At 70.2% G+C, this 13,750-nt stretch carries 11 protein-coding genes; 2 read left to right on the top strand and 9 right to left on the bottom strand.

Going from position 1 to position 13,750, the window contains the following annotated elements; translation table 11 throughout:
- Nucleotides 1-824: 824 nt before the first annotated feature.
- A complete protein-coding gene (locus WME96_RS26995) occupies nt 825-2,219 on the bottom strand; it encodes a sigma 54-interacting transcriptional regulator (RefSeq protein WP_437284466.1) in 1,395 nt (464 codons plus the stop codon).
- 38 nt (nt 2,220-2,257) lie between these two features.
- Here WME96_RS26995 and WME96_RS27000 point away from each other — a divergent pair, with 38 nt between their 5' ends.
- The gene (locus WME96_RS27000; protein ID WP_437284467.1) at nt 2,258-3,073 is read left to right on the top strand and encodes a hypothetical protein; all 816 of its coding nucleotides are present in this window, start codon (nt 2,258-2,260) and stop codon (nt 3,071-3,073) included.
- Nucleotides 3,074-3,214: 141 nt separating this feature from the next.
- Here the strand turns inward: WME96_RS27000 and WME96_RS27005 are convergent, their stop codons facing one another.
- The 7 genes from WME96_RS27005 to WME96_RS27035 all read right to left on the bottom strand — a co-directional run bounded on the left by WME96_RS27005 (nt 3,215) and on the right by WME96_RS27035 (nt 11,113).
- A complete protein-coding gene (locus tag WME96_RS27005; protein WP_437284468.1) occupies nt 3,215-4,636 on the bottom strand; it encodes a hypothetical protein in 1,422 nt (473 codons plus the stop codon).
- Between the two features lie 82 nt (nt 4,637-4,718).
- Nucleotides 4,719-7,601 carry a TonB-dependent receptor domain-containing protein gene (locus WME96_RS27010; protein WP_437284469.1) on the bottom strand — a complete coding sequence of 961 codons (2,883 nt, stop codon included), beginning with the start codon at nt 7,599-7,601 and terminating at the stop codon, nt 4,719-4,721.
- 231 nt (nt 7,602-7,832) lie between these two features.
- Entirely contained in the window at nt 7,833-8,270 is a 438-nt protein-coding gene (locus WME96_RS27015) for an ExbD/TolR family protein (RefSeq protein ID WP_437284470.1), read from the bottom strand.
- A 4-nt stretch (nt 8,271-8,274) separates the two neighbouring features.
- On the bottom strand, nt 8,275-8,733 hold the full coding sequence (locus WME96_RS27020) for an ExbD/TolR family protein (RefSeq protein WP_437284471.1): 459 nt from the start codon (nt 8,731-8,733) through the stop codon (nt 8,275-8,277).
- Nucleotides 8,687-9,394, bottom strand: coding sequence for a MotA/TolQ/ExbB proton channel family protein (locus tag WME96_RS27025; protein WP_433926738.1), 708 nt, complete (start codon nt 9,392-9,394; stop codon nt 8,687-8,689). The genes WME96_RS27020 and WME96_RS27025 overlap by 47 nt, the downstream gene beginning before the upstream one ends.
- Nucleotides 9,395-9,451: 57 nt before the next feature.
- Nucleotides 9,452-10,228 carry an energy transducer TonB gene (locus WME96_RS27030; RefSeq protein ID WP_437284472.1) on the bottom strand — a complete coding sequence of 259 codons (777 nt, stop codon included), beginning with the start codon at nt 10,226-10,228 and terminating at the stop codon, nt 9,452-9,454.
- A gap of 177 nt (nt 10,229-10,405) precedes the next feature.
- Entirely contained in the window at nt 10,406-11,113 is a 708-nt protein-coding gene (locus tag WME96_RS27035) for a response regulator (protein WP_437284473.1), read from the bottom strand.
- A 149-nt stretch (nt 11,114-11,262) separates the two neighbouring features.
- Here WME96_RS27035 and WME96_RS27040 point away from each other — a divergent pair, with 149 nt between their 5' ends.
- On the top strand, nt 11,263-11,853 hold the full coding sequence (locus WME96_RS27040) for a serine O-acetyltransferase (protein ID WP_437284474.1): 591 nt from the start codon (nt 11,263-11,265) through the stop codon (nt 11,851-11,853).
- 27 nt (nt 11,854-11,880) lie between these two features.
- Here the strand turns inward: WME96_RS27040 and WME96_RS27045 are convergent, their stop codons facing one another.
- Nucleotides 11,881-13,596 (bottom strand): PrsW family glutamic-type intramembrane protease, encoded by a 1,716-nt coding sequence (locus WME96_RS27045; protein ID WP_437284475.1) that lies wholly within the window; start codon nt 13,594-13,596, stop codon nt 11,881-11,883.
- Between the last annotated feature and the right edge of the window lie 154 nt (nt 13,597-13,750).

Below are 13,750 nucleotides of genomic sequence, written 5' to 3' on the forward strand. Positions count from 1 at the left end.
CGCCCGCCCATGACGCGATCGGATGAAGCTCGCACGAGGGCCCGACAAGCAACTCCCTGTACCTGTTCATCGATGAAGCCGCCCGCTTGGTCAAGCCCAAGATGGTCATGTTGCGTGGCGCTGCCTTCCTCGTGTCCCTCGCGCCAGGCGAGCCTCCTGGCGGCAGACGTAGGCGCTCGTGGGCGTCCGACGAGGGCGCCGCGGCCCCGCGGCAGGTGGATATCCCCCGCCGCGCGACACGCGCGGTCTCGAGCACGCAGGCCGCGCGTGTCGCGCGCGCCGACTCGAACGCACCGGCCGCGCGACGCGCGCGTGGACTCGAACACACGGACCGAGCGCGAGGCGCAGCATACCGGGCACATCACCGCAGCTCTCTTGATGGCGCGTCGCGATGGCGCACCGCGCGCTTCGACCTGGCGCGCCGCGCGCGCCGGACGTGTTGACTTGACCGTCGTCGTGACAGCACCGTCGCCGGGGACGGGGCTTACACACCATATTACATCCTGCATAACGGGGTCTGTAAAGACCCTGTACATGGCCGTACGGTCGAATCGGGCCGGCGCCGCGTCGCCGGATGGAGGCAACCCTGCGACGACCGGGCTCGTCATCGCCGAGAGAGCGCGCCGTCACGTCGAGCGCCAATGCCGTGGAGGGACTCAGCGCTCGCTGGAGGCAATGTATGGAACGGCCGCCCTGTCGGGCTCAGCCGCCTACGCCTGGCGTGACGTCGTCATCGGACCGCAGCGAGGCGGACAACCGCTGTCCGCGAGGCGACGCCGACATTGACCCGCTCCTGTGCCTGTGCATACGTCGCCGGGCGGGGCTCAGTCGTTATCGGGCAGCTCGCCTCCTTCGGCGAAATGCGAGCGATCCACGCCATTCTTCTCCAGCCAGCGACGAATTCGATTCCTGTGCACGCCGAGCCTGCTGGCCGCGCGAGACACATTGCCTCGCTCGAGGCGAAGCGCCTCGGCGATCTCATCTTCAGGCGGCGCCTGGCTCGCGCGCGCCGGCGCCGGTCGAAGATCGCTCGCTGTCTGCCGGGCGTGCGCGTCGAGCGCCTCCGGGCCCAGCCCGACGCCCGCGAGCGGGTCGAGATCCTTGGCCTCGACCGCGTGGCGCCCCTCGTCGAGCGCGCGCGTCACCGCGCGCCGCGCCTCGCCCACGAACTCGCGCAGATTCCCTGGCCAGCGGCGCAGCGCGCACGCGATGATCAGCGAATGGTGAATCGTCGGCGGCGATCCGTGCAACGTCGCTCCGACCGCCTTCGCGCATTGCGCGAGCAGCCAGGGGATCTCCTCGATCCGCTCGCGGAGCGGCGGGAGCCGGACCTCGGGACGACCAATGCGGTAGTAGAGGTCGTCACGGAAGCGGCCCTGGGCGACGCGGGCGCGCAGGTCGTGCGTCGCTGCGCAGATCCGGATCTGCACCGGGTGAGGCGCGACCGCGCCGAGCTCGAGCACCTGCCGCGTGTCGATCGTGCGCAGCAGCTTCGCCTGGACCGCCGCGTCGAGCTCGGCCACCTCGTCGAGGAAGAGCGTGCCTCCGTGGGCGGCCTGCACGTAGCCCTCGGTGTCGTGCGTCGCGCCGGAGTAGGCGCCGCGGCGGGCGCCGAACAGGAGCCGCTCGGCCAGCCCCTCCGGGATGGCCGCGCAGTTGACGGCCACGAACGGGCCGCGCGCCTGCGGCCCCGCCTCGTGGTAGGCGCGCGCCGCGAGCTCCTTGCCCGTGCCGCTCTCGCCCGTCACGAGGAGGCTGTCCCCCGCGGCCGCCGCGCGCGTGATGGTGTCGTAGGTCTGCTGTAGCCTGGGCCCGAGGACGCTCTCCTTCTCGATGCGCACACCCCCGCGCGCGAAGCACCGGATGTCCGGCAGCGCGAGGAACACCGACGTCCCCGCGCCGACGACCTGGATCGCCTCCCGCCGGACCTCGCCGCGGATGGGCTCGCCGTTGACCGAGGTGCCGTTGGTGCTGCCGAGGTCCTCCACGGTCCACGCGGCCCCGTCGTACGCGATGCGGGCGTGCCGCCGCGACATGAGCGAGTCGTCCATGAGGGGCACGCCGCCCACGCCCCCGCGGCCGAGCACGACGGCGCCGCCGTCCAGCGGGATCGGCGCGCATCGGGGCTGATTCCCCGAGAAAATCAGCACGATGCCGGGAACGGGCTCGGCAACCGAGGGCTCGGGGGGAACCGAGACGCGGACAGTGGAGTGGTCCATCAGGAGCTATCTTACCCGTTCAAGAACCTGGCCGGCCAGTGGCCGGCCACTTACGCGACGCCCCTGGTTTCCGGGGGTACAAGTCCCGGAAAATCCCGCTCGCCCCGTTCGCCAGCTTCGGCACAAGTTGTGCTTGTTTCCTCGGTATGGTGGCCTCTGCACGAGCTCGCATCCATCGGGACCGGGGGTCTGCCCTCGAGGTGAACATGGGTTCCGGCCGTAACATCGACGAGGCTGGTCGCCGATCACCCCGGCGCCTGCACACATCCCGCACCCTGCCGAGCTTCCCCACCCACCCCGGCCTTCAGAGCATCACCGGCCTGCGCGGCGCGCTCGAGTTCCTGGAATGGCCGGCGTCCGAGTGGACGATCAAGGACCTTCAGGACTGGTTCGTCGACCATCTCGTGACCCCGGGCCTGATGAAGCGCCCGCAGATCGTGCGCGAGCCCGGCGCGACGCCCGTCATGCTCGATCCGCGCGCCGACGGCGGCAGCAACCTCGAGGAGCTGATCTACAAGGCACGCGGCCGCGTCATCACGGCCCTGCGGGGGCTCATCGCGCCCGTCGCCGACGATCGGTTCCTGAACGCGGCGATCTACGGCGGCAGGGTCCGCCGGGCCGCGGTGGGCGGCCGTCCCGTCTGGGTCGCCTCGCCCCGCGAGATCGACTTCCTCGGTGACATTGTGCTCAGCTTGCTCGCTGCCGACATCCTGCTCGATCGCGAGTTCTATCGCGCACACCTCTGCATCTGTGAGGTGTGCGGGAGGGTGTCATTCAAGGACAGCCCGGACGCGCGCGGCGTGTGCGGCGAGCACCGGAGCCACGTGTCCGGATTCACGCCGCGGGTGCGCTGAGCGTTTGCGGCGGAGCCGCGATGCTGGAGACGGCGAAGGCCGGCTGAAGAGCCGGCCTTCCTCATTTTGCGTGAAGCAGATCCGGTCCGCCCCGAGCGACCGCGAGCCGGGGCGGACGGCGCTGCCTCACTCGACGTCGCCTCACTCGACGTCGAACGAGACCCAGGCGCCGGTCGCCCAGCTATCATCGGCCTTGAAGGCGCCGATATAGGCCGCGTCGGCGTCAAAGAAGCCGTCGTCGGGCGGGGTCGCCGCGCCCTCGGTGAGCGTGGCCGCCGGGCGGAAGTCCGGCGTGGCCGCGAAGCAGTCGGCGAGCTGCGGATCCTCGGCGCTGTTGGTCGCCTCGCCCTCGAACCACGCGACCTCGTCCACGCCGCCGTCGTCATCGTCGTCGAGCGTCGACTCGGTGGACTTGTTCACGTCGGCCTCCTCGTAAGCGATGTTCGCCTTGAGGTTGCCGAAGAAGATCGAGCTGGCGAGCTCCACTTCGGTCGATTCGTTCCTGAGATCCAGGCCCGCCTCGAAGCCGGTCACGATCGTGTTGAAGATATGGGCCTTGGTCCCGCGGCGGAGCAGCATGCCGTACTGCTGCTTGTCGACGTCCTTGTTCTTGCCGCACAGGGTCACGTTGTAGATTGTCGGCTCGCTGACGGGCGTGTTGTCGGACCCATCACCGTCGTTGTCGCCCTCGAAGCCGTTCGTCTCGTCGGCGACCGTGGCGTCCTGCTGGAGGGCGAGGAACTGGAGCTTCCCGGTGTAGCCGAAGTCCCAATCGAAGCCGTCGTCGCCGTTCTGCGCGCAGAGGAGGTGCTTCGCATTGACGGTGCCGCCGAAGAACTCGAAGCAGTCGTCGAGCGTGTGATGCACCATCACGTGGTCGACCGTCGTCCCGGAGCCCACGCCGGCGAACGTGAGGCCGTTCACCTCGTTGTCCTGAGAGAGCAGGATCCCGCTGTACTCGATGCGGACGTACTCGAGGACACCGCTGTCGTCGTCCTCCACATCACCGCCGTACTCGACGCCGACGATGCCCTCGACTTCCGCCTTGCCGCCAGGGACGTTGATGGGGGCGTTGCCGAGCAGCATGACGCCGCCCCAGTCGCCCGCGGAGCGCTCGCCCTTCGGGCTCTGGCTCGTGAACACGATGGGCTTGTCGGCGGTGCCCTTGGCGTTGATCCTGGCGCCGGGCTTCACGACGAGCGTCGCGAGGCTCTCCTTGTCGCCCATGATGGTCGTGCCGGGCTCGATGGTGAGGGTGGCGCCTTCCTCGACGAAGATGGTGCCCTTCATGAGGTAGCAGCCATCGGCGCTCCACGTCGTGTTCGCCTCGATCGCCTCGGTCACCTCCACCGGCTTGGCGCAGTCAGGGCCAGCGCCGCCACCGCCGTTGCCGCCGTCGCCGCCACCGCCATTGCCGCCGTCGCCGCCACCGCCGTCGCCGCCGCCGCTGGTCGTCGACGACGTGCTGACCGGGCTCGGCCCGCTCTCGTCACCGCCGCAAGCGGCAACCATCGCGACGGCGAGCGCCGACGAGCAAACCAAGGCAGTTCTCGATATCCTCATGGTCTTCTTACCTCCAGGGCGAAAGTAGTCCGCACTGGCGACATCGCGAATATCGCCATGTGACGATTCAATGGCAATACCGTCAATAGGTCAGCGCCGCGCTCAATGTCACGGTCGTACCAACGTGGTACTTAAGCGCGATGTTCTCTTCTGTGCTCTCTCTACCCTGCGTGACGAGGACGGGAGCGTCGATGAGGTTCTCGCCGGCCAGCTTCAGCTCGACGTGCTCGCCGAGTCGCTGCGCGACCGTGAGATCGATCTGGTGCCGCGGCTGCTCGTACTCGTCCGGCATGTTCTTCCCCACCGTCCTGAGCCTGGCGCCGAACACGTTGTAGAGGAGCCGGGCGCTCGTGCCGGTCGACTCGCCGCTGTAGTCGAGCCCCAGGTTGACGACGAAGGGGGATTGCCCCTGGAGCGGGTGAGTCGCGGTGCTCTGGATCGCGACCCCTCCCTCCTTCGGCTCGGGGTTGATCCGGACCTCCGAGGTCGCGAGCGTGACGTTGCCAAGCACGGTGATCTCCCGCAGGAGCGGGCTGATGAGGCCCAGGCTCTTCCTCATCTCGAGCTCGACGCCCGCGACATAGCCGCTGTCCCCGTTCGTCCAGCTCAGCCTCCCCTTGCCGCTGCTCGGCTTGATGATCTCCTCGATCGGATCCTCGAAGCGCTTGTAGAAGACGCTGGCCGCCATCACCTCGCCGGTCGTCGGGAAGAGCTCGAACCGGAGATCGCCGTTCACCACGCTCGTCCTTTCGAGCTCTGGGTTGCCTTCCACCTCCCGCGCGCTGTACCCCGGCTGGGACAGCGCCGGGCTGAGCTCGATGAGCTGGGGTCGCGCGAGCGTCCTGGTCACGCTGAACCTGAGGTTCGACTTCGGGCTCGTCTTGAGCACGAGGCTGGCCGCGGGCAAGAGATCCACATCGTCGTTCTCGACGTTCTTCTCGGGATCCTTCGGGACATCCATCGACAGCATGGAGGCCTCGACCCGGGCGCCGAGGATCGCCCGGAGCCACCGCGTGATGTGGGTGTCGGTCATCACGTAGCCTGCGTAGAGATCGGTGCCGGCCGTGTAGTCGTCCGTGTTGCGCGTGGTCTCCTCCAGCTCGAAGATGGTGCCGATGTTCTCGTCCGAGAACAGCGGGCCGGGCTCCTGCCGCAGCACGGTCGTGTCGTCGCGCCGGAGCGCCTTGAACCGGAAGCGGCGCGCGTCGAACTCACGCGTCCGGAAGTTCACCAGGCCGCCCAGCTTCAGGCGGGTCGGGGCGTCTCCACGGACGAGCGGCAGCGCGTAAGAGAGCTGCCCGCCGTAGTTCGTGTCCGCCAGATCGAGGAAGACATGCGAGCCGCTCAGCGTGCCGTCGTCCCACGACCAGGCGCCGCTCGTGTCGTCCCTGGCATAGACGTTCTCCCTCGCGTCGGGCTCGTCCGACGTCGCGCGGGAGATGGACGCCTTCCAGTCGAGCGTGCCGTTCCCGAGCGCCGCGATGCGATGCTCCCCCGAGAGCTGGCCGAGGGTGAGCGCCCGCGAGACGAAGCGCTGCAGCGTGTCGCGGTACACCGCCCCGCTCTCCTCGCCGACCTCCCTCGACTGGAGCGCCACGTCGTCCGATGAGCGGCTGTGGAGCCCGGTGAGCATCACCTTGTGATCCCGATCGGGCGTGTAGGTGACGCTGGCGAAGCTCCCCCAGGACACCTGATCGCGGATGCTATCCACCGTGGATTCGCTGGTCTGCCTCAGGCCGCTCTCGCGCGTGGCGTCGAACGCGAAGCTCCGGCTGATCTCGTCGGCGCGCGGGGAGAACTTCCGACCATAGCTCAGCGTGGCGAGGTAGCCGAGGCGCTGCTCGCCGCGGAGCTTCAGGGTGTCGCCGACCACGACGCTGCCGCTCCCGTTCGGCGGGGTGAACGACCGGCGGGTCGCCATCGACGAGTTGATCGCCCTCCCGTAGGCCGCGATGTCGTCCCTCGTGATCAGCGTGCCGTCCGGCCGGCGGATCCCGCGGGCCACCTTGTGCTCGGGGATCTCCCTGGGCAACGCCCGCGTGCCGTCGTCGATCCCGAGCCAGTCCGTGCTCGATCCGTCGTAGGTCAGGCGATCTCGGAACGTGCTCTGGGTGTTCGCCGCGAGCGACACCGACGCCTGGAAGAGGAAGCTCGTGGGGAGCTCGCGCGTGTTGATCTGAACCGAGCCGCCGGCAAAATCGCCGGGGATGTCCGGCGTGAACGTCTTGACGACGGTGATGTCGCTGAGCACCAGCGACGGGAACAGGTCGAGCGGGACGGCCTGCCGGTCGGGCTCGGGGCTCGGCAACGGGGCGCCGTTCAGGAGCGCGTTCGTGTAGCGGTCGCCGAGGCCGCGCACGTAGACGTACTTGCCGTCGACCACGGTCGCGCCGACGATGCGCTTCGCGGCCTCCGCGGCGTTGCGGTCGGGGGTCTTCGCGATCTCCTTCGCGCCGACCGCGTCGCCGACGTGGGGCGCGTTCTTCCGGAGGAGCAGCTGCGCCGCGACGCTCGCCCGCTCCGGCTCGAACTCGACCTCGACGACCTCCTCGACCTGCTGATCCGGATCGAGGCCGACGTCGACCTGGACCACCTGCCCGGCGGTCACCCGCACGTCCTGCACGCGCTGGGGCTTGTACGCCTCGTACCAGACCCGCAGCTGGTAGCTCCCTGGCGGGAGCTCCAGGCGATACCGTCCGTCGAGATCCGCGATGACCTTGAGCTTCGTCCCGATGACGGACACCTGGGCGTCGAAGACGGGCTCCTTCGTGGCGGAGTCCGTGGCGACGCCCCACACGACGCCTTTCCCGGCGGAGGGAGGGCGCGACGGGCTCGGCTCGTCGAGCCCGGCGGCGTTCTCTGCCGCCGAGGCGTCGGCCGGGGTCCCCGCGCCTCCAGGCGGCGGCGCGGCCGCGCCGGGCTCGCCCTGGGCGAGGGCCGTGGCCCCCCAGCACAGCGGTGCCACGAGCGCTGCGACTACCCCCGAGATCCTTCTGCGAATCATGCACCTGTCCCTTCACGCCCCGAGATCGGGCGCGCCTGTCGATCCGATGGTTGGGCGCACCTGCGCCCTTCGATGAGGAGAGCGGAGAGCCAGCTCCCCGCCGTCCCCTCGTGTGCACCGCGCCGCGATCGCGCCCTCGGGCGCAGGCGCCCGTGCGCGCGTCGTCAGCGGCTCATCGGGGCTGAGCTCCGCTCAGCGCCCGGTCTTCTCTGTCAGGACGGCGATCGTCTTCGCCCCGCCCATGCGCGCGGCGTCCATGGCCTCCACCGCGATCGCGTAGGCGGCCTCGTCCTCCGCGTCGAAGTAAAGCACGTCGTCCGAGCGCGCCGCGAAGATGCGGGCGAGCCGCTCCTTCAGCTCGCCGCGCTGCACCTCGGTCTGGTTGATGCGGAGGACGCCGCGCTGATCCACCGTGAGCACCACGGGCTTGCTGGCGTCGTCCGGAGGTGGCTCGAGCTTCGCTGTGTCGTCTTTCCTGGGCAGGTTCAGCCAGAACTGCTTCGCGAGCAGCGGCGTCACGACCATGAAGATGATGAGGAGCACGAGCACCACGTCGACGAGCGGCGTCACGTTCATGCTCGGCGCGACGCCGCCTCTCCTGCCTCCGCTCTGCGGACCGCTCATCCCCACGGCGTCATCCCTCCTCTGGCTGCTCGGCGGCCCCGCCGCCTCGCTGGCTCACCTGCAGGGAGATCCCGGTGAAGCCGACCTCCTGACACAGCGCGAATGCCTCCCGCACGCGGCCGTAGCTCACGGAGGCGTCGCCCTTGATGACCACCCGGCGCTCTGGCTCCGCGGCGCGGATGGCCCGCAGCCTCTCGCCGAGCGACCGGAGGTCGGCGACCGCCTCCTTCTCCAGGTACACGATGCCGGCTCCGGTGATCGTGACATAGATGGGATCGAGCTTCGATCTCGACCTCGGATCCGGCTGAAACACCGCCGGGAGCTCGACCCGCTCGCCGTGCTCCATCTGGGGCGCGATGACCATGAAGATGATGAGGAGCACGAGCACCACGTCGACGAGCGGCGTGACGTTGATGTCCGGCTCAGGCTGCTGCCGACCGGAGCGCCTGCTCTCCACTTGAACGCCCATGCTCGTTCTCCATCTCGTCGATGAGCTCGCCCGCGCTGCGCTCGAGCGCGAGCTCGACCGCGGCGATCCGGGTGGTGAGGTAGTTGAAGCAGAGCACCGCCGGGATGGCGACGCCGAGCCCGAGCGCGGTCACGATGAGCGCCTCGGCGATGCCGGCGCTCACGGCGCCGAGGCCACCAGAGCCGGTGGACGCGATGGTCTGGAAGGCGGTGATGATGCCGATGACGGTGCCGAGCAGCCCGACGAAAGGGGCCACCGAGCCGACCGTGGCGAGGACCGAGAGGCCGCGACGCAGATCGGCCGAGATCGCCTCGCGACGCCGCGACACCTCCCGGCGCGCGAGCTCCACCGGGGGCACGCCGCCCTCGCCGGCGTCGAGGGCGCGCTGGAACCGGCGCACGGCCGCCGCGACGACGCGGGCGAGCGCCGATCGCTCGTACTCGCCGGCGATCTGCACGAGCCGCGCGGTGTCCCACGCCTCCATCACCGGCCGCGCCTCGCTCGCGAAGCGCCGGGTCTCGGCGGCCTGGCGCGCGAGGGCGATGAGCCGCTCGACCACGACAGCGACGCTCGCCAGCGCCATGAGCACGAGGGCGAACGCGACGAGCTTGCTCAAGAGCCCCATGCTCGCCCAGATGTGCCCGAGATCAAACTGCATCATGGCTAACCTCCTTCGTTCCTCTCGCGAGAGGCCGCGTGCGCGGCCGTGCGCTGAAAATCATCGCTTCGCCGTGAAGCGGAATGGCACCGTCCTCCAGACGGACACCGGCCTCCCCTCGGAGATCGCCGGCTTGTAGCGGCACGCCTTCATCGCCGCGAGGACCGCGTCATTGAAGAGTGGATGGCCGCGGACGATCGTGACATTCGTGACCTCGCCCGTCTCGGTGACCACGAACCGGACCGCCACCGTTGCTTCAACCCCCGCGCTCAGCGCAGCTTCGGGAGGGACGGGCGGCGCGCAGGAGAGCGCGACCGGCGGCGTGGCGTTCTCGGGCAGGTGAATCGGCCCTCTCGGCTGCGGCGGAGGAGGAGGCGGCGGGGGCGGAGGCGGCGGGGGCGCCTCCACCACAGCCGTCCCCGTCCCGCCGGGGACCCCGCCGGGCACGCCACCCGGCGCACCGCCGGGCTCTCCGTACGTGTCGTCGTCGCTCGGCGTGGCCTCGCTCGGGTCGGCCTCGGGCGGCGCGTCCTTCGGTACCGCGGTCGGCGCGACAAGCGCCGGGCGCCTGGCCGCCGCAGGGCGAGGCGCCGGCGCCTCCGCCGGCGGCGGCGGGGGCGCAGGGGCCGCGACGACGGGAGGCGCCTCGGGGATGCGGGCGGCGAGCTTGACGTCGACGACGTCCTCCTCGGGCGGAGGAGGCTTGATCGCGCCGCTCAGGCGGGCGGCGGAGAGCGCGATGCCCGCGAACAGCAGGAGACCCGCCGCGTACCCGATGGCGAGCCGCTTCGCTCGGTCAGGATCGGCCTCCCCCGCATTCCACGTCTCAAGGTACATCGAAGCTCCCGGCGCCCTCTGGCGCGAACACCGGAGCACCGCCTGACCTCATGAGAGGGACAGGAGGGCTTCATCGGTGTGGCCCATCGTGTGAGCCGATGTCCGCACCGTAGTGCGATTGCGTTGCGGCAGGATGACGGGGAGGCAACGATTGTCGTGGATCTCCCGATGCCACGTTCAGGCGCTGCGGCTCTCGGGCACCTCGGGCGACGCGGCGAATCGATAGCCGATGCCGCGGACGGTCTGGATGTAATCGCCGGCGCGACGCAGCTTGTCGCGCAGCCGCTTGACGTGGGTGTCGACGGTCCTCGTCGTGATGCTCACGTCGATGCCCCAGACGCCGTCGAGGAGCGCGGTGCGCGTCTGCACGCGCTCGCGCGCCTCGTAGAGCGCGACGAGGAGCTTGAACTCGAGGAGCGTCAGCTCGACCTCCTCGCGGTCGACCCACACGCGATGAGCGCCCTCGTCGATCCGCAGGCACCCGAACTCGATGCACCGGTCCCCTGCCTCGGAGGACCTGGCGCGCCGGAGCACGGCCTGCACCCGCAGCACGAGCTCCCGGACGCTGAACGGTTTGACCACGTAATCGACGGCGCCGAGCTCGAAGCCGACGATGCGATCGACCTCGTCTCCGCGCGCCGAGACGATCATCACGGGGATCTGCTGGGTGCCTTCGCCCTGCTGGAGCGCGCGGCACACCTCTGTCCCGGAGATGTCGGGCAGCATCAGATCGAGCAGGACGAGATCGGGCCGCTGGTCCATCGCCAGCCGGACCCCTTCACCGCCCTGCCCCGCGAGGAGCACCTCATGCCCGGCCTGCCTGAGGTTGTAGTCGAGCACCTTCTGGAGCGCCGGCTCGTCCTCGATAACCAAAATCCGCGCCATGCTGAATAGCGCGTGTACCCGAGCGATGTGTCGGACCGATGACCGAACAGCAACAGGGACGTGCGGCCGAGTTCGCCTGACAACACGGCGCCCCCGTTGCTCGCGATTCGCGTGGATTCGCGTGGGCGGGATGCGCTATTCTCGTCGCGATGCTGCGGACCTTGCGACTCATCGCGGCCGACGTGCGCCAGAAGGCGACATGGTGCTACGGCAGCGCTCCATTGCCGACGATCCTGAAGACGCTGGCGACCGACGGCACGGCGGCGATGGTCCTCTACCGGTTCACGCAGGCCGCCCGCGTCCACCGGATGCCGGTGCTCGAGATGGTGCTCAACAAGGCGACCAACCTCGCCGGCGGCTGCGTCATCGGTCGCGGCGCGGATTTCGGGCCGGGCTTCGTGCTCATTCACTCGAACGGCGTCGTCATCAACGGCAACGTCCGCGGCGGCTCGAACGTGCTCATCGAGCACCAGGTGACGATCGGCGCCGATCGGCGGCAGACTCCGGTGCTCGGGAGCGACCTCTTCATCGGCGCGGGCGCGAAGATCGTCGGCGGCGTGACGGTCGGCGACGGCGCCCGGATCGGCGCCAACGCGGTGGTCGTGCACGACGTCGCGCCGAACACGACGGTCGTCGGCATCCCCGCGAAGCCCGTGCAGCGGCGCGAGGACCGAGCAGCCCAGGCCGCCGCGCGGCCGACGACGACGACGACCGACGAGACGAACGGCTCGCAGAGCTGACCCGCGCCGCGCCGCCCGCGCGTGGCGTCAGCGGGGGGCGCGGGCGAGGAGCTCTTGCCGGAGCTGCGCGATCTCGTCGCGGAGCGGGCCGATGAAATCGGCGCTCAGCGTCCGGTTCCGACCCTCCAGCGCGCGCGCCGTGTGCCACTTGCTGAGCGCGAGGCGCGCGCCGGCGCGGATGAAGCTCCGCCCGGTCGCGCCGCGCCAGCCCAGGGTGCACCGGAGCCGGCCGATCGGCGAGCAGACGAGCTCGAGCTCGTCCTGGGTCAGCATGCCGAGCGCCACCTCGTCGCGCAGATGATCGCGGATCACCCAGCCCTTGCGGATCACGAGCGCCACGATGATGCCGAAGAACGAGGCGACGAAGCACAGCCAGAGCAGGAGCCACGGCATGAAGAGGTCCCCCATCGCGCGACCCAGCGCGGTCGGGAGGAAGTTCCACACCGCGTGCAATGCGACGCCGAGCAGGTAGCCGCCGATCGGGGCCGCGACGCGCACCCAGGTCTTCGACGACTCCCGGGCGAGGCCGAAGCCGATCCCGGTCATCGACGTGAACAGCGGGTGAAGCCAGGGCGTGAACACGCCCCGCAGGACGAAGGTGCCGGCGAGCACGTCGCTGCCCTGCATCGAGGCGCGCGCGTAATAGAGGACGTTCTCCACCGCGGCGAAGCCGAGCGCGCAGAAGGTGGCGTAGATGATGCCGTCGACGATGCCGTCGAACTCACGGCGCAGGAAGTAGAAGAAGCCGAACACGCCGAGCCCCTTGAACAGCTCCTCCGCGAACGGCGCGCTGACCGACGCGCTGACGAGCTCTCCCAGCGGCTCGCCGAAGCTGCTGGAGACGCCGACGTGAACGCCGGTGTTGATCAGGATCGAGAAGCCGGTCGCCGCGAGCGCGCCCCAGAGGAACGCCATCAGCAGGCACCACCACGGCTCCGGGTCGTACCGGTCGATGATCATCGGGACGAACAGGTAGATGACGAGCGGCGGGAACGCGAAGAGCGCTCCGACGACCATGGCGCTCAGCATGCTCCCCCCGGACCCGAGCACGCCGAAGAGCGTGAAGATCACGTTGAGGACCACGCCCGCGATGATGCCGTTGGCCCAGAGCCAAAGCCCGGCGATGCGCCGCCGCCGGTCCGGGTCGGGCCTCCGCGCGACCCGGATGACCGCCGGGTAGCCGGCGGGGGAATGCGCGTACGCCGGGTGCGGGGCGCCGTGCGGAGCGGGCCCCGCCACGGGGCGCACGGGGACGCCGTACTGCCCGGGAGCGCCGTGCTGCGGCGCATGCCCCTGCGCCGGCATCGGCGAGCGGCCCGGCGGCGCGTGGACATGCGGCCCCTGCCCGTAGCCTTGTTGCGGCGGCTGCCCATGGCCTTGCGGCGCCTGCCCATGGCCTTGCGGCGCCTGCCCATGGCCTTGCGGCGGCTGCCCGTAGCCTTGTTGCGGCGGCTGCCCGTAGCCTTGTTGCGGCGGCTGCCCGTAGCCTTGCGGCGGCTGCCCGTAGCCTTGCGGCGGCTGCCCGTAGCCTTGCGGCGCCTGCCCATGGCCTTGCGGCGGCTGCCCGTGGCGCTGAGGCCATTGCGACGGCTGAGCCGAGGGGACATGTCCCGCGCCGCGCGCCGGATACCCCGGGGAGACCTGCGCGCCGCCTGGGTGGGCGTGCTCGCTCGGGCGCTCCGTCGGCCGGGGTTGCTGCGGCACGCCGGGGAACTCGGGACGGTGTCCGGGGGGGTTGTTCATGGCTCGAGCGCGCTCGCGATGTCCTCGTGACAGCGGGGGACCGTGCAGCCGAGACGAACGCCCACCCCACGCAGGGAGCCGCCAGCAACGGCCACGATCCGCGGCGGGCGACGGCCGTCTCGGCCCTGTCGTCCACGCGCGTCGGATCGAAGCG

The sequence above is a fragment of the Sorangium sp. So ce406 genome, assembly GCF_051474675.1.
Taxonomy (GTDB): Bacteria; Myxococcota_A; Polyangia; order Polyangiales; family Polyangiaceae; genus Sorangium; species Sorangium cellulosum_G.